The sequence below is a fragment of the Streptomyces sp. NPDC048290 genome (assembly GCF_040652095.1).
Taxonomy (GTDB): domain Bacteria; phylum Actinomycetota; class Actinomycetes; order Streptomycetales; family Streptomycetaceae; genus Streptomyces.
In genome coordinates this window covers 1-22,620 of the sequence record NZ_JBEZLM010000051.1, presented here as the reverse complement: position 1 = coordinate 22,620, position 22,620 = coordinate 1, and the positions used below count along the sequence as shown (strand labels likewise).

General features: G+C 74.1%; 17 protein-coding genes and 1 pseudogene. 6 read left to right on the top strand and 12 right to left on the bottom strand.

What is annotated here, in order from left to right; genetic code table 11:
- Window positions 1-731: 731 nt before the first annotated feature.
- Window positions 732-2,585 (top strand): SGNH/GDSL hydrolase family protein, encoded by a 1,854-nt coding sequence (locus AB0D49_RS41285; RefSeq protein WP_362769274.1) that lies wholly within the window; start codon window positions 732-734, stop codon window positions 2,583-2,585.
- A gap of 14 nt (window positions 2,586-2,599) precedes the next feature.
- Here AB0D49_RS41285 and AB0D49_RS41280 read toward each other — a convergent pair whose 3' ends face one another.
- The 3 genes from AB0D49_RS41280 to pcaC form a co-directional block, all read right to left on the bottom strand.
- The gene (locus AB0D49_RS41280; protein ID WP_362769271.1) at window positions 2,600-3,388 is read right to left on the bottom strand and encodes an exodeoxyribonuclease III; all 789 of its coding nucleotides are present in this window, start codon (window positions 3,386-3,388) and stop codon (window positions 2,600-2,602) included.
- Between the two features lie 56 nt (window positions 3,389-3,444).
- Window positions 3,445-4,080, bottom strand: coding sequence for an MBL fold metallo-hydrolase (locus AB0D49_RS41275; RefSeq protein ID WP_362769269.1), 636 nt, complete (start codon window positions 4,078-4,080; stop codon window positions 3,445-3,447).
- A gap of 91 nt (window positions 4,081-4,171) precedes the next feature.
- Window positions 4,172-5,461: a 4-carboxymuconolactone decarboxylase gene (gene pcaC, locus AB0D49_RS41270; RefSeq protein WP_362769266.1), complete on the bottom strand. Its 1,290-nt coding sequence runs from the start codon at window positions 5,459-5,461 to the stop codon at window positions 4,172-4,174.
- 262 nt (window positions 5,462-5,723) lie between these two features.
- On the opposite strand from pcaC, the gene AB0D49_RS41265 reads away from it, so the two are divergent.
- On the top strand, window positions 5,724-6,956 hold the full coding sequence (locus AB0D49_RS41265) for a cytochrome P450 (RefSeq protein ID WP_362769263.1): 1,233 nt from the start codon (window positions 5,724-5,726) through the stop codon (window positions 6,954-6,956).
- A gap of 26 nt (window positions 6,957-6,982) precedes the next feature.
- Here the strand turns inward: AB0D49_RS41265 and AB0D49_RS41260 are convergent, their stop codons facing one another.
- A complete protein-coding gene (locus AB0D49_RS41260) occupies window positions 6,983-7,447 on the bottom strand; it encodes a hypothetical protein (RefSeq protein WP_362769261.1) in 465 nt (154 codons plus the stop codon).
- A 129-nt stretch (window positions 7,448-7,576) separates the two neighbouring features.
- Here AB0D49_RS41260 and AB0D49_RS41255 point away from each other — a divergent pair.
- From AB0D49_RS41255 to AB0D49_RS41240, 4 genes and pseudogenes are all read left to right on the top strand, one after another.
- A pseudogene (locus AB0D49_RS41255) lies at window positions 7,577-8,122 on the top strand (RNA polymerase sigma factor); the annotation flags it as partial.
- A 335-nt stretch (window positions 8,123-8,457) separates the two neighbouring features.
- Window positions 8,458-9,555 (top strand): CU044_5270 family protein, encoded by a 1,098-nt coding sequence (locus AB0D49_RS41250; RefSeq protein WP_362769258.1) that lies wholly within the window; start codon window positions 8,458-8,460, stop codon window positions 9,553-9,555.
- A gap of 129 nt (window positions 9,556-9,684) precedes the next feature.
- Window positions 9,685-9,942, top strand: a complete 258-nt coding sequence (locus AB0D49_RS41245; protein ID WP_362769255.1) for a LapA family protein — start codon at window positions 9,685-9,687, stop codon at window positions 9,940-9,942.
- Between the two features lie 28 nt (window positions 9,943-9,970).
- On the top strand, window positions 9,971-11,164 hold the full coding sequence (locus AB0D49_RS41240; protein WP_362769252.1) for a PP2C family protein-serine/threonine phosphatase: 1,194 nt from the start codon (window positions 9,971-9,973) through the stop codon (window positions 11,162-11,164).
- Between the two features lie 136 nt (window positions 11,165-11,300).
- On the opposite strand, the gene AB0D49_RS41235 is transcribed toward AB0D49_RS41240, so the two are convergent.
- The 8 genes from AB0D49_RS41235 to AB0D49_RS41200 all read right to left on the bottom strand — a co-directional run bounded on the left by AB0D49_RS41235 (window position 11,301) and on the right by AB0D49_RS41200 (window position 22,351).
- A complete protein-coding gene (locus tag AB0D49_RS41235; RefSeq protein WP_362769249.1) occupies window positions 11,301-12,008 on the bottom strand; it encodes a response regulator transcription factor in 708 nt (235 codons plus the stop codon).
- 79 nt (window positions 12,009-12,087) lie between these two features.
- On the bottom strand, window positions 12,088-14,151 hold the full coding sequence (locus AB0D49_RS41230; protein ID WP_362769246.1) for an SWIM zinc finger family protein: 2,064 nt from the start codon (window positions 14,149-14,151) through the stop codon (window positions 12,088-12,090).
- Complete coding sequence (locus AB0D49_RS41225) at window positions 14,148-17,015, bottom strand: DEAD/DEAH box helicase (RefSeq protein WP_362769243.1); 2,868 nt, start codon at window positions 17,013-17,015, stop codon at window positions 14,148-14,150. Before AB0D49_RS41225 ends, AB0D49_RS41230 begins: the two co-directional genes overlap by 4 nt.
- 94 nt (window positions 17,016-17,109) lie before the next feature.
- Window positions 17,110-17,691, bottom strand: a complete 582-nt coding sequence (locus AB0D49_RS41220; protein ID WP_362769240.1) for a sugar kinase — start codon at window positions 17,689-17,691, stop codon at window positions 17,110-17,112.
- A complete protein-coding gene (locus AB0D49_RS41215) occupies window positions 17,688-18,905 on the bottom strand; it encodes an ROK family glucokinase (protein ID WP_362769237.1) in 1,218 nt (405 codons plus the stop codon). Before AB0D49_RS41215 ends, AB0D49_RS41220 begins: the two co-directional genes overlap by 4 nt.
- 583 nt (window positions 18,906-19,488) lie before the next feature.
- Window positions 19,489-20,286 (bottom strand): ATP-binding cassette domain-containing protein, encoded by a 798-nt coding sequence (locus tag AB0D49_RS41210; protein WP_362769234.1) that lies wholly within the window; start codon window positions 20,284-20,286, stop codon window positions 19,489-19,491.
- A complete protein-coding gene (locus AB0D49_RS41205) occupies window positions 20,283-21,350 on the bottom strand; it encodes an ABC transporter permease (protein WP_362769231.1) in 1,068 nt (355 codons plus the stop codon). The genes AB0D49_RS41210 and AB0D49_RS41205 overlap by 4 nt, the downstream gene beginning before the upstream one ends.
- Entirely contained in the window at window positions 21,347-22,351 is a 1,005-nt protein-coding gene (locus AB0D49_RS41200; protein WP_362769228.1) for a sugar ABC transporter substrate-binding protein, read from the bottom strand. The genes AB0D49_RS41205 and AB0D49_RS41200 overlap by 4 nt, the downstream gene beginning before the upstream one ends.
- Window positions 22,352-22,620 lie beyond the last annotated feature (269 nt).

The following is a 22,620-nucleotide window of genomic DNA, read 5'->3' as shown; positions in this document are numbered from 1 at the left end:
GGGGCCAGGTGGGGGGCCAGGTGGGGGGCCAGGTGGGGGGCCAGGTGGGGGGCCAGGTGGGGGGCCAGGTGGGGGGCCAGGTGGGGGGCCAGGTGGGGGGCCAGGTTGAGGGCCGGATCGGGGACCGGGCCGGGGTTCAGGTCGCGGGCGGGACCGGAAGCCGGGTCGGGGAGCCGGTCGCGGGCGGGACCGGAAGCCGGACCAAGGAACCGGTCGCAGGCCCGACCGGAAGCCGGACCAAGGAACCCGTCGCAGGCCCGACCGGAAGCCGGACCAAGGAACCCGTCGCAGGCCCGACCGGAAGCCGGACCAAGGAACCCGTCGCACGCCAGACCGGAAGCCGGACCAAGGAACCCGTCGCACGCCAGACCGGAAGCCGGACCAGGGACCAGTTCACGGGCCCGACCGGGCTCCAGGGCGGGAACCGGTTCGGGCTTCTGATCGCGGCGCCCCTCCTGGTGCTGGTGGCGTCGCTGGTCCCGCCGGTGCCCGCGCTCGCGGCGCCGGTCCGGGCGGGGGCGACGGAAGCGGCTCGGGCCGTGACCGCGACGGAGACCGTGGCCGCGATGGAGGCGGCGACCGCGACGGAGAACCTCCACGCGACAGAGGCCACCGGCGCGGCGGATGTCCCCGACACGACGAAGAGCTTCGGCGGAGCGGGAGCGAACGGTGTCGGTGCACCAAAACCTCTCGGAGCGCCAAGGACCCTCCGCACAGCGGAGACCACCGGCATGGCAGAGACCGGCCGCACAGCGGAGACCGGCCGCACGGCAGAGACCGGCCGCACAGCCAAGACCCTCAACGCGGCAAAGACCAGCAACACGACGAGAAACCTCGACACGACGAAGACCCGCGACACGACGCAGACCCGCGACGCGGCCAAGACCCCCCGCCCCGCCCCGCCCATCACCCCGCTGCCGCTGGCCCAGTTGTTCGACAACACCGCCGTCAGTGATGACGCCCGGCCCGGTGAGGCCGATTTCGACGGGGCCGGTGCCTCGCTGTCGGCCGCCGATCTGAGCGCCGCCGGCTGGACGCCCGGCGTCACGCTGACCCTCGCGGGTGCCCGGCTGAGCTGGCCCGCCACGGCGCCGGGCGCGCCGGACAACGTACGTGCCGCCGGTCAGTGGGTGGCGGTGGACGGGGCCGGGGACACCCTCGCCTTCCTGGCGGCCGGGACCGGCGGCGGCGACGCGGGCGGCACCGGTCTCGTCACGTACGCCGACGGCTCGTCCGCCCCGTTCGAGCTGACCGCGCCCGACTGGCGCACCGGCCCGCTCGCCACCAAGGCGGTCGCCCTGCCGCATCTGAACACCCCCGCGGGCCAGGTCACCGGGAAGGCACGGCTGTACGCGGTGACGGTCCCGCTCGGCGCGCACCGCGAGATCACCGCCGTACGGCTGCCGCAGGCACCGGATCTGCATGTGTTCGCGCTGTCCGTGCGGGCGGCGGCGGACGACGGGTGGACCGGTTCCTGGGCCGCCGCCCCGTCCGGGCTGGTCGGTGTCGGACCGTGGACGGACCGGACGCTGCGGCTGGTCGTGCACACCTCGGCGGGCGGCCCGTATCTGCGGCTCCGCTTCGACAACGCGTTCGCGGGCGCCCCGGTGCGGATCGGCGCGGCGACGGTGGCGCTGCGGGGGGAGGGCGCCGCCGCGCGGACGACGCCGGTCCCGGTGACCTTCGACGGCTCCCCCGGCACCACCGTCCCCGCCGGGAGCCAGACGTACGGCGACCCGGTGCCCTTCCCGGTCCCGGCGGACAGCGATCTCCTGGTCAGCATCCACCTGCCGGACACGGTGACCGCCCTGCCCACGCACCGGCTGGCGGTGCAGCGGTCGTACGTCGGGGACGCCCCCGGCGATCGCACGGCCGACCCGGCGGGGACGGCCTTCACCTCCACGATCAGCCACTGGCCGCTGCTGACCGGTGTGGAGGCGGGCGGCGGGCCGGGCACGCTGGTGCTGCTGGGCGACTCGATCACCGACGGCGACCGCTCCACCGTGGACGCCAACCGCCGCTGGCCGGACGCCCTGGCGGACCGGCTGCTCGGACAGTCCCGCGTACCGCGCTACGGAGTGCTGAACGCGGGTATCGCGGGCAACCGGGTCACCACGGACCGCTACCCGGGCGACGGGGTGTCCACGGACGCGGCCGGGGTGAGCGCGCTGCACCGCCTGGACCGCGATGTGTTCGGCCAGCCGTCGGTCCGGACGGTGGTCGTCTTCCATGGGATCAACGATCTGCTGTCCGGGGGCTCGGCGGCCCGGCTGACCGAGGGGCTGCGGGAGATCGCCGGGCGGGCGCACACGAGGGGGCTGCGGGTGCTGGGCGCGACGCTGCTGCCGTGCGGTGGCCGCAGCGGCTGCACGGCGGCGGTGGAGGCCGAGCGGACGGCGGTGAACACCTGGGTCCGTGACGGCGGCGGCGGGGTCTTCGACGCCGTGCTCGACTTCGACGCGGCGCTGCGGGACCCCGCCCATCCGGACCGGCTGCTTCCGGCGTACGACAGCGGCGACCATCTCCACCCCGGCGACGCGGGCCTCGCGGCGCTGGCCGGGGCGGTGGACCTCGGGGCGCTGTGAGAGTCCCCCGGGGCTCAGCTCAGCGGCACATCGAGGTCGACCACCACCGGGGCGTGGTCGGAGGCGCCCTTGCCCTTGCGCTCCTCGCGGTCCACATAGGAGTCGGAGACGGCCTTGGCGAAGGGCTCGTTGCCGTAGACCAGGTCGATGCGCATCCCGCGGTTCTTGGGGAAGGCGAGCTGGCGGTAGTCCCAGTAGGTGTACGGGTGGTCGTACTTCAGGGGGCGGGGGACGACGTCCGACAGGCCCGTGTCGCGCAGGGCGGTGAGGGCGTCGCGCTCGGCGGGGGTGACATGGGTGAGGCCCTCGAAGGCGGCCACGTCGTAGACATCGTCGTCGGTCGGTGCCACGTTGTAGTCGCCGAGGACGGCGAAGGGGCGGGTGCCCTGGGCGTCGGCGGCGACGGCGGCGCGCAGCGCCTCGAACCACTGGAGCTTGTAGGTGTAGTGGGGGTGGCCGACCTCGCGGCCGTTGGGCACATAGACCGACCAGACGCGGACCGGGCCGCAGGTGGCGGCGAGCGCGCGGGGCTCGTGCTTGCCGTCGTAGCCGGGGTCGCCGGGCAGGCCCCTGACCACGTCCTCGACGCCGACCCGGGAGAGCACCGCCACCCCGTTCCATCTCCCGTCGGCGTGGACCGCGGCCTCGTAGCCCAGCTCGCGCAGGGGCTCGAACGGGAACTGGTCCTCGGCGAGCTTGGCCTCCTGGAGGCAGAGCACGTCGGTGCCGCTGCTCTCCAGCCAGGCGAGCAGCCTCGGGAGGCGGGCGGTGATCGAGTTCACGTTCCAGGTCGCGATGCGCATGTCCACCAACCTACCCGGCGGGTCTGACAACGCCCCGCGCCCGGCTCCCGGGCCGGTCAGAGGTCGGCGTCGCCGCCGGGGGCCAGCCGCAGGTGCTCGGCGCCGCTCAGATTGCCGAGGAGGGTGTCGTAGATCGGCCGGGCGAGGTCGGTGAGCAGGGCGTCATGGATGTCGTAGACGCGTTGCGGGCGTACCTCGCGGACGTACTCGATGATCTCGGCGACCTTGTTCCAGGGGGCGTGGACGGGGGCGAGGAGGGTCTCCACGGGGTGGTCGGGGACGGTGAGGGCGTCGCCGGGGTGGAAGATCCGGCCGCCGTCGACCAGATAGCCGACGTTGGTGATGCGCGGCAGGTCGGGGTGGATGACGGCGTGGAGTTCGCCGTGGACCTGGACGTCGAATCCGGCGGCGGTGAAGGTGTCGCCGTGTCCGACGGTGTGCACCCGGCCGGGGAAGGCGGGCGAGAGCCGGTCGGCGACCGCCGCGAGGGTCCAGAGCCCGACCGCCGGGTCGGCCTCCAGGGCGGCCCGCAGCCGTCCCTCGTGGAAGTGGTCGGGGTGCTCATGGGTGACGAGCAGGGCGTCCGCGCCGACGGCCGCGTCCGGCTCGCTGAATCCGCCCGGGTCGATGACCAGGGTCAGCCCGTCCTTCTCCAGGCGGACACACGCGTGCGTCTTCTTGGTGAGCCTCATGCCCCCATCCTGCCGCCCGCGGGTCGCGGTCGCGCGGGCTGGGGGCACGGGGGCACGAATCATGGAGGTATGGGGCGCGGCCCGGTACCGGCTACTCGGCCGGGGTGGTCTCCTCCCGCACCACCTGCTGGGCCACCTTGAAGGCGCTGTTGGCGGCGGGGACCCCGCAGTAGACGGCGCTCTGGAGCAGCACTTCCTTGATCTCGGCGGGCGTCAGACCGTTGCGGAGGGCGGCCCGCACATGGAAGCCGAGTTCGTCGAGATGCCCCCCGGCGACCAGCGCGGTGAGCGTGATGCAGCTCCGGGTCCGGCGATCGAGCCCCGGCCGGTCCCACACCTCCCCCCAGGCGTACCGGGTGACGAACTCCTGGAAGTCCCCGGAGAACGCGTCGGCCTGGGCCAGCGCCTGATCCACATGCGCGTCGCCCAGCACCTCACGGCGCACCTTGATCCCGGCGTCGTACGGATCGGCCCGCCCCGACTGCGGCACGGGTACGGCGGCGGGGGCGATCTCCGCGAGGGGCGCGGTCGGCTGCGGCGGGAGCGGCACGGGCTTGGCGGGGATCGCCGGGAGGGCGGTCTGCCCGGTGTCGTGGGGGTGCTGCCAGGCGGTGGAGAAGTGCCGGACGAGCAGATCGGTCACGGCGGCGGGCTGCTCGACCGGCACCAGATGGGAGGCACCGGGTACGACGGCCAGCCGGGCGTCCGGGATTCCGGCGACCAGGGTGCGGGCCTCGGCCGGGCCGGTCACCTGGTCGTCGGAGCCGACCAGGACCAGCGTCGGCACCCCGACCCGGCCCAGCTCGGGCCGGACGTCGAAGGTGGCGAGCGCCTCACAGGCGGCGATGTAGCAGCCGGGGTCGGTGGTGCGCACCATCTGCACGGCCCAGTCGGTGATGGCGGGCTGGGCGGCGGCGAACCCGCCCGTGAACCAGCGGTCGGGCGCGGTACGCGCGATCGGGTCGAGCCCGTTCGTCCGTACGATCACGCCACGCTGACGGAACTCGTCCGCCGTACCGAACCGGGGGGACGCGGCGATCAGCGCGAGGGAGGCCAGCCGCTCGGGGTGGCGCAGGGCCAGCTCCACGCCGACCGCGCCCCCGAGGGCGCACCCGGCGTAGCCGAAGCGCTGCACCCCGAGGGTGTCCAGGGTGGTCAACAGCCGGGCCGTCAGCTCGGTGACGGACCCGGCGGGATAGGCGGGCGCGCCGCCGTGTCCGGGCAGGTCGAACCGGATGACGCGCCACTGCTCGGCCAGCTCCGGTACCTGCCGGTCCCACATGTGCCACGTCGTGCCCAGTGAGGGACCCAGGATCAGGACCGGGGCGTCCTCCGGCCCGTCGAGGCGGTATTGCAGGGTGTTCGGTGGTGTCTCGCTCACCCGTCAGACCCTCTCATCTCTTCGGGGACGCCACATGGCCGGGTCCGCACAACACCACCGTTCCGCTCCCCGCGCCGCGCGTCCTTCCGCGCTCTTCGCCGTTTGTCGGCGTGAACTCCATACGGTGAACGAGCCGTGCCCGAGCGGGTGCGGAGCGTGCAGGCATGTGCCAACGCCCGTGCGGCGGGCTCCGGTTCGTGGCGGAGGGCCGGGCGTCGGGACGATCCCCTGCTGTTACGGTGCCGCTGTGCCCCCTAGATCGATGCCCCTGACCCTGCTGTCCGCCCTGAGACCCCAGAACCAGGAGCGTCTCTACGACCTCTATCGCGAGCTGCGCAGCGCCGACGATCTCTCCTGGGACCGGCGGCTGGACGCCTGGGTCGCCACCGGTCATGCCGTGGTCAGCGGCGCGGCGGGCGATCCGCGGTTCTCCTCCGTGCGCTATCCGGACATCGAGGCGGTCTCCGAGGAACTGCGGCCACTGGCCCGGGTCCTGAGCCGGCAGATGCTGTACAGCGACGCCCCCGACCACGCGCGGCTGCGCTCCCTGCTGAGCCGGGCGTTCACGCCCCGGGCCGTGGCGGTGCTGCGCGAGCGAATATCCGGCGCGGTCGATGAGATCGTCGGGCGCGCGGTACCGGCCGGACGGATGGACGTCGTCGGGGACTTGGCCCGTCCGCTGCCGCTCGCCGTCGTCTGCGATCTGCTGGGCGTACCGGAGGAGGACCGGTCCCTGATGTCCTCCTGGTCGGACCCCGTGGCGGCGGCCATCGGCGACTCCCGGCTCGATGCCGACGGCAGCCGGGCGGCCTCCGAGAGCATGACGCGGATGCTCGACTACCTCCGCGGGCTCCTCACCCGCGACGACGGGCCGCCCGCACCGCACACCCTGCGCGCCCTGCTGGCCACCGGCGTCGAGGACCCGGGGCAGGACGTCGACGAACTCCTCGCCAACTGCGCGCTGCTGCTGATCGCCGGGCACGAGACGACCACGCACTTCATCGGCAACGCCGCCCTCGCGCTGCTGACCCAGCCCGAGGCCGCCGATCAGCTGCGCCGCAGCCCGGAGCTGATCCCCGCCGCCGTCGAGGAGCTGCTGCGCTACGACAGTCCCGTGCAGTTGCTGCTGCGCCGGGCCCGGCACGACCTGGACCTGGCGGGGCGTTCCATCGCCGCCGGACAGACGGTGCTGCTGGTGTGCGGCGCCGCCAATCGGGACCCGGCGGTGTTCCCCGACCCCGACACGCTCGACTTCCAGCGCCCCGGCGGGCGGCATGTGGCCTTCGGCTACGGGCCGCACTTCTGCCTCGGTGCGGCACTGGCCCGGCTGGAGGGAGTCGTGGTCCTGGAGGCGCTGCTGACCCGGCTGCCCGGGTGGAAGCTGGACGGTGCTCCGCCGCGCTGGCAGCGCAGCCTCAACTTCCGGGGGCTGACCAGCCTGGACATCACCTTCACCCCGGGTCCTCGCGACGGGCAGGGGGCAACACCCGACTAGACCGGTGGGGACGGCCCGGCGTGGCGTCAGTCGGTGTCGCCCCGCGTCGCCTGGAGCGCGCGGTCCAGGTTGGTGCGGGCGATGTCCTCGCCCACCGGGTCGTTCGTCCGGCGGAAGAGGTCGATGGCACTGCGGCAGGCGGCGGCTTCGGCGTGGCGGTGCGGCTCGATCAGGGCGGCGCCGATGTCGGCGAGTCCCCTGGCGACGCCGTGCGGGTCCCCGACCTCCTCGAAGATCTCCAGCGGCGGCGACCGCCTCCTCGTACCGTGCCATGTCCAGGAGCGCGCCGACGAGGTCGCCCGAGGCGCGTCCTTCGCCGGGGCGTTCGCCGATCTCCCGGTAGAGGGCGGCGCCCGCCCGCTCGAACCGGCCCCCATGCCCACATTGGTCAGGGCGATGCCCTCGCCGTGGCGGTCGGTGAAGGGCGTGGCCGAGTCACTGCTCGGCAGCGTCGCCGCGGGAGCCGTCAGCGGTGTGGCCCGCGCCCTCACCACGTGGCTGCTGCGCCAGGGGACGGCGGCCCCTCCGTAGGGTGGACGCGCCGTGCCCGGGGGATGTGCGGCAGGTGGTGTGGCCCAGGTCACGGGAAGTGGGTGCGGGGTGCCGGACAGCTGTCTGAGGTGAGCACTCAACTGCGTTCCCGGATCAGAGCCGGGGAACCGGCCGCGTACGCCGAACTGTTCGACGGGTATGCGCGGGCGGTCTACAACCACGCGTTCCGGCTGACCGCCGACTGGGCGAGCGCCGAGGACGTCATGGCCGCGACCTTTCTGGAGGCGTGGCGGCTGCGGGAGAGGGTGGAGCCGGACGGGGGGTCGCTGCGGCCCTGGTTGCTGGGGATCGCGACCAACACCGCGCGCAATCAGTTCCGTTCCGGCCGCCGGTACCGGGCCGCCGCGCGGGCCGCCGCCGCGGCCGAACTCGCCGTCCCCGACCATGCCGAGGAGGTGGCCGGGCGGATCGACGACCGGCGGCGGCTCGCGACCGTCCTGACCTCGCTGGCCCGGCTGCACCGCGGTGAGCGCGAGGTCATCGCGCTGTGCCTGGGCGAGGGGCTGGACTACGGGGCCGCCGCCGAGGCGCTCGGCGTTCCGGTGGGCACGGTCGCCTCCCGGCTGTCACGGGCCCGCAAGAAGCTGCGCGCGCTGACGGAGGCCGAACTGGCGCGCCCGGCGGAGCGGTCGGGACTGTCGGCGGCATCGGGGTCATCGGGACCGTCGAGGCGGGCGGGGCCGTCAGGGGCGCCCGAGCCCTCCCGGCCGTCAGGGGCATCCGGGGCGGCTGGGACGTCCGGGGCAGCCGACACGGCAGGTCCGTCCGGGCCACCCACATCACCTGGACCGCCCGGGGCGCCCCTGTCACCCGGCCCGTCCGACCCGCCCGGCGCCGCCGCCGACCCCCGTCCGAAGAAAAGCCGCCGGGATCGGGAATTCGTCCGCGCCGTCCGACAGACAAGAGGCGATCACGACACCGTGGTCCGGCCCGCACAGGAAGGAAACCGATGAACGCGAACCCGTCCCGGCAGCGCCCTGCCGAGGGGGACGAGAGCGCCCCGCTCCTGTCCCGGACAGCGCGCGACCTGCCGCCGGGCCGTCACCAGTTCCACAAGGAGCGTCTGATGGCCCAGATCCAGGACATGCGCGAGCACGAGGAGCGTACGGGGGCGGCGTCCTCCGGGGTGCGGACCCGGCGGCTGCGGCTGCCGCGCCCCGCGATCACCCTGCCCGCCCTCGCGGTGGCCGTGGCGGCGGCGATCGTCGGCGGCACCGCGCTGAACGGCGGCGGCAGCGGAGGCGGCGGCCTCGCGACCGGTCCGGCGCTGACCACCGACCTCGGCACCGCCAGCCCCGACGGGGCGTCCCGGCTGCTCGACCGGGTCTCGCTGGCCGCCGCCTCCGGGGAGGCACGCCCGGAGGTCGGGCCCGGCCAGTTCGTCTACATCGAGTCCCGGACCGCCGACACGTTCGTGCAGACGGTCGACGACAAGAGCAGCCTGGCCAGCCACCCCCTGCACACCCGCCAGGTGTGGCATTCCGCCGACCGCACCGAGGGCTGGCTCATCGACCCCGCGGTCAACGACGGCCCGGAGGGCGAGACGCTGAGCCTGCCCGACGAGCAGGGCAACACCCCGGTGCCGAACCTGAACGGACCGTCGTACGACTACCTCACCCAGCTGACCACCGACCCCGACCAGCTCCTCGCGAAGATCTACGAGGAGACCGAGGGCATGGGCAACTCGCCCGACCAGCAGGCGTTCTCCACGATCGGCGACCTGCTCGGCGAGAGCTACCCGCCCGCGCCGCTGTACTCGGCGCTGTTCAAGGCCGCGGCGAAGATCCCCGGGGTGGTCGTCGTGGACGACGCCGTCGACGCGGCCGGCCGGGACGGGATCGCCGTCGCCCGGCTGGACGAGACCAGCGGTGCCCGCGAGGAGTGGATCTTCGACAGGAAGACCCATGTCTTCCTCGGTGAGCGCGATGTCCAGGTGGAACCGGTGACGAAGTACGGCGTGGAGATCGCGCCCGGCACCGTGAACCACACCAGCGCCATCATCACGCGCGCCATCGTCGACGGGATCAGGCAGACCCCGTCCGCGTAGGACGCGGGAGGGGGCGGATCAGCCAAGACAAGGGCATCGCCGCACGTCACGGTGGTGATGGCCGCCGCCCCCTCCCGACCCCCCTTCGGCGGATCGACCATTTGTCCGGGCGGTACGATAATGGTCGCTATGTCCCAGAACACGGCAAAGAAGCCACATCGACCGTCCACCCTGACGGTCAGAGGGCGGGACGTGCGCCTGCGCACCCTCGGGTTCCTGGTGCTCGCGGCGCTGGCGATCTGGTTCATCGCCGCGAACACGATGTCGGTCACCATCCGGCTGTGGATTCCCAGCGTCACCCTGCCCTTGTGGAGCGTCCTGACCGTGACGCTCGTCGTCGGATTCGTTCTCGGGCTGCTCCTGGCCCACCGCCGCGCCCGACGGTGAACGTCCGGTAGCCGATCCGGGGGATCGTATGAACGATGGGCCCGCAGGTGTCCCGGACCGGTTCCCCGAGGGGACCCCGGACCGGTTCCCCGACACGATCCCGGGACGGGGCTCCGACGGCACTCCCGCCGGAGCCCTGAGCGGCGGTCTCGCCGCCCGGCTGTCCCGGCTGCTGCCCGGCTTGCTGATCGTCTTCGGCATCGTGTTCCAGCTGTTCACCCCGCCCTCCCTGACCGGCACCCCGTTCTTCGTGTCCGCCCCGCTGATGGCGGCGCCGCTGTTCTCCTTCTGGACGACCATCGCCTACGGGGCCCTCTCCCTGGGCGCCGCCACCCTGATGGACGTGGTCGCGGGCTCGGTGGTGCAGTCGGCGGGCGTCCAGGAACTGGTCACCGAACTCGCCACCATCGTCTTCGTCACCGCCATCGCGGCCCTGCTGAACAAGGTCGTCCAGCGGGGCCGGGAACAGCTCGCCTCGGCCCGCAGCCTCGCCGAGACCGCCCAGCGGGCCGTGCTGCCCACCCCCGCCGAACGCATCGACGGACTACGCCTGAGCACCCGCTACGAGGCCGCCGAACAGGAGGCCCTGATCGGCGGGGACCTCTACGGCGCCCGGTCCACCCCGTACGGCGTACGGCTGCTGATGGGCGATGTGCGGGGCAAGGGGCTCGGCGCGATCGAGACGGTGTCCGTGCTGCTCGGCGCGTTCTGGGAGGCCGCGCACACCGAGCGGGCGCTGGCCGGGGTGGCGACCCGGCTGGAGCACGCGCTGGCCCGGGAGAGCGCCCGGCGCAGCGGCTTCGACGACACCGAGAACTTCGCCACCTGCGTGCTGGTGGAGATCCCGCCCGGTCTGCGGGTGCTGCGGATCGTGAACTGCGGCCACCCGGTCCCGCTGCTGCTGTCCGGCGACGGCGCGGTGGACACCCTCACCCCCAAGGCGTTCTCGCTCCCCCTCGGCCTCGCCGGACTCGCGCCCGGACGACGCCGCCCCGACGAGTGGGAGTTCCCGCCCGAGGCCACCCTGCTGCTCTACACCGACGGCCTGTCCGAGGCCCGCGACCTCAGCGGCGACTTCTACGACCCCGCCGCCCGCCTCAAGGGCCGTACCTTCGCGTCCCCGCTGCGCCTGCTCGACGCGCTGGTCGGCGACGTACGGCGATTCTCGGGCGGACCGGCCACCGACGACATGGCGCTGATGGCGGCGTACCGCCCGGCGTGAGCGGAACCGACTTCGGGGCTCAGGACTCCAGGGCCGTGGGACCGTCGCCGATCGCCTCCGCATTGCGTAGGGGTCGTCCGGGGCGGTCGCTCGGCGGGCGTCCGGCGGTGGCACTCAGCGTCGTCCGGGACGGCGGTCACCCGGTCCGGCGTGGCGTGCTGTCCGGTTCGTCGTCCGGGTCCGTGAAGCGGTAGCCGACGCCGCGTACCGCCTCCACCGGGTCGCCGCCCATGCCGCCCGACGCGCGGCGGAGCTTGCGGCGCAGGCGCAGCACGGCGAACTTCACCCGGTCGCGGCCCACCGCCGACCGGTCGTCCCACACCTGGTCCAGCAGCCGTTCCGTGGTGACCACCTGTCCCCGGTGCCGTACCAGCAGCCGCAGCAGCCGGAACTCCAGATCGCTGAGCCGGGCCTCACCGCCGTACCAGACCACGACCCGGCGTTCCGGGACCAGCCGTAGGTTGCGCGAGGCCCGCTCGCCCGCCCAGCGGCGTCCGGCGCGGCGCAGCAGCGCCTCGACTCGGGCGAGGAGTTCCTCGTCGTCGTAGGGCTTGCGCACATGGTCGTCGGCGCCGGAGCGCAGGGCGCGGACCGCGTCCGGGTCCTGCGACAGCACCAGGACCGGCAGATCGCTCATGTCGCGGGTGCGGGCCAGCACCTGCCAGCCGTCCAGCTCCGGCAGCCGGGTCTCCAGCACCATCAGCTCCGGCCGCTCCTCGAACAGCGCCCGCAGCGCCTCCCGGCCGTCGGCGGCGGCCACCACCTCGTGCCCGTCCCGGGCGAGCAGCCGGCGCAGCGCCAGCGCGGTCGCCGGGTGGTCCTCCACGATCAAGATCCTGGCCACGGCTCCGAGTGAACCAGGAAAACGTGCACCAGGAAAACGCCGTCCATGGCGTGGTCGTCCGGGGCGGGACTCCGTCCGGCTACTGCCCGGCGAGGCCGGTGAGCGCGCCGACCGGGTCGAGGTCGGGGGTGCCCCGGGGCCACCAGTCGTCGGCGCCGGGCTCGGACTCGTAGCCGTACCAGAGGCCGTCCCGGCCCAGGCGGAGCTGGAGGCGGCCCTGCGGGTGGGTGAGCCGGTTGCGCCAGGGGCGGAACGCGGGCAGGTCGGCGGCGCGCAGCAGCGGACGGGCCCGGTCGAAGCGCCCGGCGGGCGGGTCCCACGGCTCTTCGAGGACGGTCAGCCCCTCGAAGCCGCCCTGCCGCCAGGCCGCCACCGCGCGGGCCAGCTCGGCGGAGGTGCGTCCGGCGGCGGAGGCCAGCGAGGCGTACAGCGCGCGGGAACCGGCCGTGAGTCCCGAGCCGGGACGGGCCGCCGCGAGCCGGACCGCGTCCTGCCACAGGGTGAGCCCGGCGAGCGGGTCACGGCCCGTGGTCAGCAGGGCGTGCGCGCGGGCCGCCGCGTCGGTGGCCAGCTGATCCAGGGCGAACGGGTCGGGGCCGCCCGGTGACGCCGGGTAGGCGGGCGGCTGCTCGGGGTGCGGGGGGACCGGCAGGGGTGGCGGCAGCGGCGGGAGGGCGCGGCGGGCGAGGGCGTCGGAGGCACGGACGCCGGGGGGTCCGGCGGGGGCCCGGTCCTGGGCGGCGCGGGCCGCGCGGGCCGCGCTGCGGCGGGACAGCGCGTCGAGCAGTTCGCGCTCGCCCCGGCCGCGCAGCAGGAGCAGGACGAACGGGTCGGCGTCCAGCAGCCGGGCCGTCTGGCAGCAGAGCGCCGCCGCGTGTTTGCAGGGGACGGCGGGGTCGGGGCAGCTGCACCGGGGGTCCAGCTCGCCGGGGCCGGGCAGCAGCCGCACCTCGCCCTCGGCCAGGGCGTGCGGCATCTCCTTGTCGAGCAGCGCGGCGATATGGCCGGTCCGCTCGGCGGCCGTGTCCAGGAACCGCGCCCAGTCGTCGTCCGCCAGCGTCCGCAGCCGTAGCTGCACCCGGTACGGCCGGGCGCGGCTGCCCTGGACGTACGCCAGCACCAGGCCCGGGGTGACGGTGATGGCGTCCACCTTCCCCTGCTCGGCGTAACGGCGCCCACGGGCGAGGCGCTTGGGGTCGAGGGCGCCGTCTTCCAGCGCGGCGATCCAGGCGTTGCCCCACCAGGTGGCGGCGAAGGCGCCGTCCGGTGTGGAGCGGGGGGCGAGGGCGGGGAACGTACGCCGGTGATCGCCGTCCCGGCGGGGGGAGGACATGGAGGGGGACGACAGGGAGGGGGAGGACATGGTCGGGGAGGACATGGTGGGGAGGGTGGGGTGCGGGTCCGGCTGGGGGGCCGGGGGGTCGGCGGAGCGGTGGGGGCGGGGGCGCTCGGGGGCCGGGGCGGGGGTGCCGGGAGTCCCCGTGGGGGTGCCTGGGGTCCCGGTGTCCGGCGTGGCGGGGGTCCCCGTGGGGGCGCCGGGGGTCCCGGTGTCCGGCGTGGCGGGGTCCGGGCGGTCGCCCTTCGCCGTACGCGTCCGCTCCTCGGCGCGGGCCGACCGCAGGGCCGCGCGGGCGGCGTCGCCGGGGCGCCGGGAGCCGGGAGTACGGGGCTCCGACGCGACGGGGATCGGGGGCGGGATCGGGGTCGGTGCTGGGGCCGGGGTCGGGGTCGGGGATGCGGCCGGAATCGGGGATGCGGCCGAGGTCGGGGATGTGACCGGGCCCGCCGTGCCGGGCGTCTCCGCCGCCTCCGCCCCCGCCTCCTGGTCGCCGTCCCCCGCGTCAAGCGTCCGACGCGCCGACACCGCGCCCCGCAGCGCCGCGCGCGCCGCGTCACCGGGGCGCGGGCCCGAGGCGAGGGGCCGGATTCCGCCGCCGCCCGCGCGGACGCGGCTCACCGGACCCGGACCTGGACCCGGACCTGGACCCGGACCTGGACCAGGACCCGGGGCGCCGTCCTCCTCACCGCCGCCGTCCCCGGCCCCCCGTTCCCGTGCCGCCCGCAGGGCACGCCGGGCCGCGTCGGCGGGACCGGCACCGGGCACACCGCCCGCGCCCTCGGGCTCCCGCGCGAGGCCGGTCATGACGGCCTCCGCAGGGAGACGAGGTCGGACAGTTCACGGTCCGTGAGTTCGGTGAGCCCCGCCTCGCCCTGGCCGAGGACGGCGTCGGCCAGGGCGCGCTTCGCGGCGAGCATCTCCGCGATGCTGTCCTCGACCGTGCCCTCGGTGATCAGACGGTGGACCTGCACGGGCTGGGTCTGGCCGATGCGGTAGGCGCGGTCGGTGGCCTGTTCCTCCACGGCCGGGTTCCACCAGCGGTCGAAGTGGACGACATGGCCCGCGCGGGTGAGGTTCAGGCCCGTGCCCGCCGCCTTGAGGGAGAGGATCAGGACCGGTGTCGCCCCGCTCTGGAAGCGGTCCACCATGCGCTCGCGCTCCGGTACCGGTGTGCCGCCGTGGAGCAGGTCCACGGGGATCGCGCGGGCCGTGAGATGACCGGCGATCAGCCGGGCCATGCCCACGTACTGGGTGAAGACCAGCACCGAGCCGTCCTCGGCGAGCACGGTGTCCAGCAGCTCGTCCAGGAGGGCGAGTTTGCCCGAGCGGGCGGCCAGCCGGTCGGTGCCGCTGGCGCCCGGACGGTCGCCCGGGGTCTCCTTCAGGTACAGCGCCGGGTGGTCGCAGATCTGCTTGAGCGCGCCGAGCAGCTTCAGCACCATCCCGCGCCGGGCGATGCCGTCCGCCGCCTCGATCGCGTGCAGCGACTCGCGGACCACGGCCTCGTAGAGGGCGGCCTGTTCGCGGGTGAGCGGGACGGGATGGTCGGTCTCCGTCTTGGGCGGCAGCTCCGGCACGATCCCCGGGTCGGACTTCCTGCGGCGCAGCAGGAACGGGCGGACCAGCCGGGCGAGGCGCTCCACGGCCTCGTCGTCCTCGCCGTTCTCGACCGCGCGGGCGTGCCGGGCGCGGAAGGACGCGAGGGGGCCGAGGAGTCCGGGGGTGGTCCAGTCGAGCAGGGCCCAGAGTTCGGAGAGGTTGTTCTCCACGGGGGTGCCGGTGACGGCGATCCGCGCGGGCGCCGGGATCGTGCGCAGCGCCTTGGCGGTGGCCGAGTAGGGGTTCTTCACATGCTGGGCCTCGTCGGCGACGACCATGCCCCAGCGGTGGGCGGCGAGGGTGGTGGCGGCGGAGCGCATGGTGCCGTAGGTGGTGAGGACGAAGCCGCCGGTCAGCTCGGACAGGGCGCGCTCGGTGCCGTGGTGGCGGCGGACCGGGACGCCGGGGGCGAAGCGGGTGATCTCGCGCTGCCAGTTGCCGAGCAGGGAGGCGGGGCAGACCACGAGGGTCGGCTCGGGGCGGGCCCGCTTCAGATGCAGCGCGATGACGGTGACGGTCTTGCCGAGGCCCATGTCGTCGGCGAGGCAGCCGCCGAGGCCGAGGGATGTCATGAGGTCGAGCCAGGCCAGTCCGCGTAGCTGGTAGTCGCGCAGGGTGGCGGCGAGGCCCGGGGGCGGCTCGGCCGGGCGGACGCCGGTGGTGAGACGGTCGCGCAGCGCGGCGAGCGCGCCCACGGGGACCGCCTCGACCGGCTCGCCGTCGACCTCGGCGCGGCCGGTGAGGGCGACGGACAGCGCGTCGACCGGGTCGAGGAGGCCCAGTTCGCGCTTGCGGGCCTTGCGGACGAGGGCGGGGTCGACCAGCACCCAGCGGTCGCGCAGCCGCACCACCGGGCGGTGGGCCTCCGCCAGGACGTCCATCTCGGCCTCGCTGAGCGGGTCGCCGCCCAGCGCGAGCTGCCAGCGGAACTGGAGGAGGTCCTCGCCCTCGAAGAAGCCCGTGCCGTCGGTGGCGGAGCCCGGGGCGGGGCGGACGACGGCCGACGCGGTGAGGTCCTGGGCCAGGTCGCGGGGCCAGTGGACGGCGACCCCGGCGGCGGCGAGACGGGCGGCGGCGACCCCGAGGAGATCGCCCACCTCCGCCTCGGACAGGGCGAGCACATCGGGCACGTCCCGCTCGGTGAGGCGCTCCAGCGGGGGCCATACGCGGGCGGCCCGGCGGACCGCGAGGGCCGCGTCGACCCGGGAGCGGGGGCCGAACGCGGTGTCGGCGTCGCCCGCCCAGAGCGCCGTGGCGTCCACGACGAGGGTGGGGTCGGCGAGGCTGTGCACCTGGACGACGGCGGCGCCCGCACCGCGCGCGGGGGCCCCGCCCGCGTGGCCGCCCTCGCCGCTGTCGAACAGGTCGTACGCCGAGAGGTCCAGGCGCAGGGAGATCCGCACTCCCGCGTCCATCCCGGCGGCGACCTCGGCGGCCCAGTCCCGCGCGCCGGGCAGGCGCTGGGGGCGGGCGTCGGCGAAGGGCTTCCCGGCCGCGTGGGGGGCGGCCGGGGTGCGGGGCAGGGTGTCGGCGACGGCGTCCAGGAAGGAGCGCAGCAGCGCCTCCGGCTCGGGCAGCCGGAGCGGGCCGGGGCCGGGCAGCGGCACGGCGTGGCCCTCGGGGGGCAGGGCGGCGGCGACGGCGCGCAGATGGGCGATGTCGGCGGGGTCGAGGGGGCCCGCCCGCCAGGCGTCGAAGCCCTCGCCGGTGAGGCCGGGCAGCAGACGGCCCCGGGCGGCGAGCCGCAGCGCGTGCAGCGCCGCCGCGCCCCAGCAGGCGGTGGCGGGGTGGGCGGCGGGGTCGTGGCGGGCGCGGACGAGGAGGGGGAGGGCGGTCGCGAGGGGCAGTGCGAGCGCGGGGGTCTTCCGGCGCCGTACGGACGAGCCATGGGGGCGGACGACGGTCAGCTCGAGCGTGTCGCCCTGCGGGGTGCCGCCGTCGGGGTCCCAGAACGCCATCCGCGCGTTCCTCGGGAGCGGGGCGGGCAGGAAGACGGCGGCCAGCCGCGACGGCGGCGCCCCGTGCGCGTCCCCTTGCGCGTCCACCGCCTTGTCGTCCGTCGTCGCCATACGTCTGGTCACCTCCCGCCCGCCGGTCGTTCCACTTGTCCACGACTCTACGGGCGGCCTCTGACAATCGGCCCCGGCGACCGGCGCCGCACTGTCACGGGGTGGTGCTGGACACCAGGTAGACGAACGGGTTGTTCGGGTCGGCGAAGCTCACCATCACGTCCTGGCTGGGGTGCGGGTCCTTCTGGTCGTGGGTCAGGCCGTACCAGGGTCCCGCGGTGTCGAAGTGCCAGCCGGTGACCTTCTGGTCGCGGGCGCTGACGGTGATGCGGTTGCGCTCCAGCGCGAGCCGGCTGGTGCCCATGTCGCGCAGGAACTCGTCCAGGTTGGCGTTGGGGGTCTGGAACTGGACGTAGAGGCGGCTGGTGCGCCAGTTGTTGGTCTCGTAGTAGGCGACCTTGCCCGCCGGGCGCGGTATGGGGACCTGGTAGAGGCGTAGTTGCACCTTGGACGGCCAGGCGAAGGTCAGGCCGGTCGCCGCGTACTTCTCCTCCTTCTTCTTGCCGCTGTCGCGGCTCTGGTTGGCGGAGATCACCAGGTATCCGGCCGGGATGCCGATGAGCAGCACGATGGTCATCAGGGTGAGGGCGCGGCGGCGGATCATGTGGCCGCGGCCCTCGGGCGGGCCCGGCGGTTCGCTCGGGGACATCGCCTCGCGCGACACGGACAGGGTCACATCGGCTCCCGCGAGGTCGGTGACGAGGGCGGTGACGAGGGCGAGGCGGCGCGCTGGGCCTCGGCGTACCGCTCGTAGCGTTCGTAGCGCTCCACCCGGCGGCGCTTGGCGCGCCGGAAGCGGCGGGCGACCAGCCGGGCCAGGTCGGCGGCGCCCACCATCCCGGCCTCGGGGCCGAGCTGGGCCCGCACTATGCGGGCCTCGGGGCGGTAGCCGCGGCCGGTGAGGTGCCGTCTGAACGCGTCCCGCGCGGGGGCGATCAGCAGTTCGTCGGCCGCGGAGACACCGCCGCCGATCACGAAGCACGAGGGGTCGAGGGCGGCGGCGAGGTTGGCGATGCCGACGCCGAGCCACTGGCCGATGTCCTGGAGCAGCTCGATGCACATGGCGTCGCCGTCGCGGGCCAGCTCGGTGATCATCGGGCCGGTGATGTCGGAGATCTGCCCCTTGACGTGCTCGATGATCCCGTACGCCACCGGCGAGTCCGCGGCGGCCAGCTCGCGGGCCTCTCTGACCAGGGCGTTCCCGGAGCTGTACTGCTCCCAGCAGCCGCGGTTGCCGCAGGGGCAGCGGTGCCCGCCGGGGACGACCTGCATATGGCCGAACTCGCCCGCGACGCCGTACTTGCCGCGTTTGACCTGGCCGTCCTCCAGGATGGCGCCGCCGATGCCGGTGCCGAGGGTGATCATGACGAGGTGGTCCTCGCCGCGTCCGGCGCCGAAGCGCCATTCGGCCCAGGCGGCGGTGTTGGCGTCGTTGTCGACCAGCACGGGGACGGAGAGGCGGCTGGCGAGGCGGTCCCTGAGGGGCTCGTTGCGCCAGGAGAGGTGGGGGGCGAAGAGCACGCGGTTGCGGTCGGCGTCGACCCAGCCGGCGGCGCCGATGCCGACGGCGTGCACGTCGTGGCGGTCGGAGAGGTCCAGGACGAGTTCGACGATGGTGTCCTCGACGACTCTGGGGCTCTTGGACTTGTCCGGGGTCTCCGCGCGGAGCTTCTCCATGATCTGGCCGTCGGCGTCCACGACACCGGCCATCACCTTGGTGCCGCCGATGTCGATGCCGACGGTGGGGACGCGGGGGGCGGTGAGGTGTGAGCGGCGCTCCCGGGTGCCGACCGTGCGCAGGGCGGTGGCGCGGCGGGAGCCGATGGGGGCGCCACCGACCCGGGCGTTGGCCAGGGCCTTCGGGAAGGCGAGGTCGCGGTAGGTGCTCATCGGGGCCGATTCTGCCCCACGGTGGCCTCCGGCTGCGAACGGGGAGGCTCCGGGGTGGGGAGGGGCGGGTGGTCTGGTGCGGGCCGGTGACGCCCGTTCGCCCCTGACACCAGGCCGGTGATCGGGCGCGGGCCCGCCGTGGCCGTTCGCGCAGTTCCCCGCGCCCCTGAAAGGACCAGGTCCGCGGTCGGGTGCGGCCCGGTGGCGCCTATTCGCGCAGTTCCCCGCGCCCCTAGAAAGACAGGTCCGCGGTCGGGTGCGGCTCCGTTGTGCCTGGTCGCGCAGTTCCCCGCGCCCCTGAAAAGACAGGTTCGTAGTCGGGTGCGGGTTCGCCGTGGCTTGTCGCGCCCCTAAACGGCGACCAGCCCCACCCCCCTCAGGGGCGCGGGGAACTGCGCGAACAACCACAACGGAGCCGCACATGCCCACGGACCCGTTCCCTCAGGGGCGCGGGGAACTGCGCGAACAACCACATCGAACCCGCACATGCCCACGGACCCGTTTCCCCCAGGGGCGCGGGGAACTGCGCGACCAGGCACAACGGAGCCGCACCCGGCAATGGACAGGGCCCCCCTCTCCGGGGCTACCGGCGGAGCAGCTCGTGGTGGAGGGCGTCCAGTTCCTCGCCGCCCGCCATCTCACGGGTCAGAGCCTCCAGGCTGATGTCGGCAAGACCGTACATACCCGTAGTCGTCCCGTGCCGGAGCAGCATGAACCGGTCCCCCACGAGGTGCGCGTGGTGCGGATTGTGGGTGATCAGGACCACGCCCAGGCCCCGCTCCCGCGCAGCGGCCACATACCGCAGCACCACCCCCGACTGCCGCACCCCCAGCGCCGCCGTCGGTTCGTCCAGCACCAGCGTCCGCGCCCCGAAGTGCACCGCCCGCGCGATGGCCACGCACTGGCGCTGCCCGCCGGACAGGGTCCCTATGGGGCGGTCCACGTCGGGCAGGTCGATGCCCATGTGGAGCAGCGCCGCGCGGGTGGTCGCCCGCATATGGGCGACGTCCAGCCGCCGGAACGGGCGGACGCCCGTACGCGGCTCGGAGCCGAGGAAGAAGTTGCGCCATACGGGCATCAGCGAGACCACCGCCAGATCCTGGTACACGGTGGCGATCCCCCGGTCCAGGGCGTCGCGCGGCGAGGCGAGACCGCCCGGGACCTCCTCCCCGTCGATCCGCAGGGTGCCCGCGTCATGGCGGTGCAGCCCGGCGATGATCTTGATGAGGGTGGACTTCCCGGCCCCGTTGTCGCCGAGCACACAGGTGATCTCGCCCGCGTGGACGGTCAGGGAGACGTCGTGAAGGGCACGGACCGGGCCGTAGTGCTTGGCGACGCCGGTGAGCTCGACGCGCGGGACGCGCGGATCCGGGGTCGTCACTTCGTCGCCTCCGCGCGCTTGCGGACCCACGCGTTGAGCAGGGTCGCGAGGAGCAGCATCGCCCCGAGGAAGAACTTGAACCAGTCGGGGTTCCACTCGGCGAAGACGATGCCCTTGCTGGTCATGCCGAAGATGAGCGCCCCGACCGCGGAGCCAACCGCGCTGCCGTAGCCGCCGGTGATCAGACAGCCGCCGATGACGGCCGCGATGATGTAGATCAGCTCGTTGCCGACGCCCTCGCCGGACTGGACGACGTCGTACGAGAACAGCAGGTGCTGGCCGGAGATCCAGGCGCCGAGGGCGACGCCCATGTAGAGGCCGATCTTGGTGGCGGTGACCGGGACGCCCACCGCGCGGGCGGCGTCCTTGTTGCCGCCGACCGCGAAGATCCAGTTCCCGGCGCGGGTGCGCAGCAGGATCCAGGTGGCGAGGGCGACCAGGGCGAGCCACCACAGGATGGTGACCTTGAAGGCGACGCCGCCGACGGTCAGCGTCGAGGCGAAGAGGTCGTGGGCACTCGGGAAGCCCTCCATGTCGGCGATGGACCTGGTGGAGACGGTGCCGCTGATCAGCTTGGTGAAGCCGAGGTTCAGCCCGGTCAGCATCAGGAACGTGCCGAGGGTGATGATGAAGCTGGGCAGTCCGGTGCGGGTCAGCATGACGCCGTTGAACGCGCCGATGGCGAGGGTGAGCGCCAGGGACACGGCGACCCCGACCCAGACGTTGGCGGTGAACTGGTAGCTGACCATGGAGGAGATCAGCGCGGACGAGGTCACCATGACACCGGCCGACAGATCGAACTCGCCGCCGATCATCAGCAGCGCGACCGGTACGGCCATGATGCCGATGGTGGAGGCCGCGTAGAGGACCGTGCTGAGGCTGGCGGGCCGCAGGAAGCTGTCGGCGACCAGCGCGAAGAAGACGAAGACGGCGACCGCGCCGACGACCGAGCCCAGCTCGGGCCGGGCCAGCAGCCGCCGCAGCGGCGAGGTGGGCAGCAGTCTGCCCCGAGGCTCACCGGCACCGCCCCCGGAACCGCCCGGCTCCGTGGCCGTCGCGCTCATCGCGTGCCCCGCTCGGTGTACTCGGCCAGCTCCGCCGCCTGGTCCTTGGTGATGATCTGCGGGCCGGTCAGCACGGGCTTGCCGCCACCGAGGACATCGGCGTTGTAGCGGTACAGCCACAGCAGGTCGACGGCCTCGTAGCCCTGGAGGTAGGGCTGCTGGTCGACGGCGAAGCCCAGCGTGCCGTTCTCCAGCCCGGTGACGACCTTGGCGTTGAGGTCGAAGGTGTCGATCTCGGCGGTGCTGCCCGCGCCCTGCTTGGCCTTGACGGCGGTGTCGGCGTAGGGCGCGCCGAGGGTGACGACGGCGTCGACGGACCGGTCCGTCTGGAGCTTGGCCTCCAGGGCGGACTGGACGTCCGGCATGTTCGTGCCGGTGACGTACAGGTTCTGCACCTGGCCGTCGAAGGTGTCCTTGATCCCGGCGCAGCGCTGTTCGTGGCCGACGTTGCCCTGTTCGTGCAGGACGCAGACGGCGTTCTGCTTGCCGCGCCGGTTCAGCTCCTCGCCGACGGCCTGTCCGGCGATGGTCTCGTCCTGGCCGATGTGGGTGAGCGCGCCGAACGCCTTGGACTCGGCCGATCCCGAGTTCACGGTGACGACCGGGATGCCCGCCGCGACGGCCCGCGCCACGGCCGCCTTCATGGCGTCCGGCTTGGCGAGGGTGACGATCAGCCCGTCGACCTTCTTGTCGACGGCCGCGTCGACGAGCTGCGCCTGCTGCTGGGCCTCGTCGTCGTGGGAGTACAGGAAGTTGATGTTGTCCTTGGCGGCGGCCTCCTCGGCGCCGCTCTGGACGATGTCCCAGAAGGTGTCGCCGTCGCCCGAGTGGGTGACCATGGCGAAGGTCCAGCGCGGGGTGGTGACCGCGGACTTCCCCCGTTCGGCGGCGGCCTTGCGGGCGTCCTCGGCGCGCTTGCCGCCGGTGCTGCTGCATCCCGCGAGGGACGCGCAGAGCGTTCCCGCCAGCGCGATGCCTACCCAGGTCCGAAACCGTGCCACGAGGCCGTGCCCTTCTTGCCGTGTGCTGTGTGCCGTGTGCTGTGTGTCAGACGGGACCGTTCACTCACACCGATCCCAAACGCCCGATTATCGGACACGAGGATCGTGTCCCCGGACACCGGGGAGGGCGACTCGGTCACATTGTCCGGACAACAGCACCAGGCGGCACCCGGTCTAGGGGGTGTCTGATGGATCTCCGTGGGAGAAGGAGCGGCGTTCGGTGCGTGCTCTCGGTGTGCCGGGCGGAAGCCCTCGTAGCGGAGCTACTA

What these genes read in the sequence shown, in the direction of transcription:
- AB0D49_RS41275 (WP_362769269.1), bottom strand. Translation starts at nt 4,080, where the DNA reads ATGAGGCTCACCAAGAAGACGCACGCGTGTGTCCGCCTGGAGAAGGAC.
- AB0D49_RS41205 (WP_362769231.1), bottom strand. Translation starts at nt 21,350, where the DNA reads ATGAGCGCGACGGCCACGGAGCCGGGCGGTTCCGGGGGCGGTGCCGGT.
- AB0D49_RS41215 (WP_362769237.1), bottom strand. Translation starts at nt 18,905, where the DNA reads ATGAGCACCTACCGCGACCTCGCCTTCCCGAAGGCCCTGGCCAACGCC.
- AB0D49_RS41265 (WP_362769263.1), top strand. Translation starts at nt 5,724, where the DNA reads ATGCCCCTGACCCTGCTGTCCGCCCTGAGACCCCAGAACCAGGAGCGT.
- AB0D49_RS41285 (WP_362769274.1), top strand. Translation starts at nt 732, where the DNA reads ATGGCAGAGACCGGCCGCACAGCGGAGACCGGCCGCACGGCAGAGACC.
- AB0D49_RS41245 (WP_362769255.1), top strand. Translation starts at nt 9,685, where the DNA reads ATGTCCCAGAACACGGCAAAGAAGCCACATCGACCGTCCACCCTGACG.
- AB0D49_RS41240 (WP_362769252.1), top strand. Translation starts at nt 9,971, where the DNA reads ATGAACGATGGGCCCGCAGGTGTCCCGGACCGGTTCCCCGAGGGGACC.
- AB0D49_RS41230 (WP_362769246.1), bottom strand. Translation starts at nt 14,151, where the DNA reads ATGACCGGCCTCGCGCGGGAGCCCGAGGGCGCGGGCGGTGTGCCCGGT.
- AB0D49_RS41225 (WP_362769243.1), bottom strand. Translation starts at nt 17,015, where the DNA reads ATGGCGACGACGGACGACAAGGCGGTGGACGCGCAAGGGGACGCGCAC.
- AB0D49_RS41280 (WP_362769271.1), bottom strand. Translation starts at nt 3,388, where the DNA reads ATGCGCATCGCGACCTGGAACGTGAACTCGATCACCGCCCGCCTCCCG.
- AB0D49_RS41250 (WP_362769258.1), top strand. Translation starts at nt 8,458, where the DNA reads ATGAACGCGAACCCGTCCCGGCAGCGCCCTGCCGAGGGGGACGAGAGC.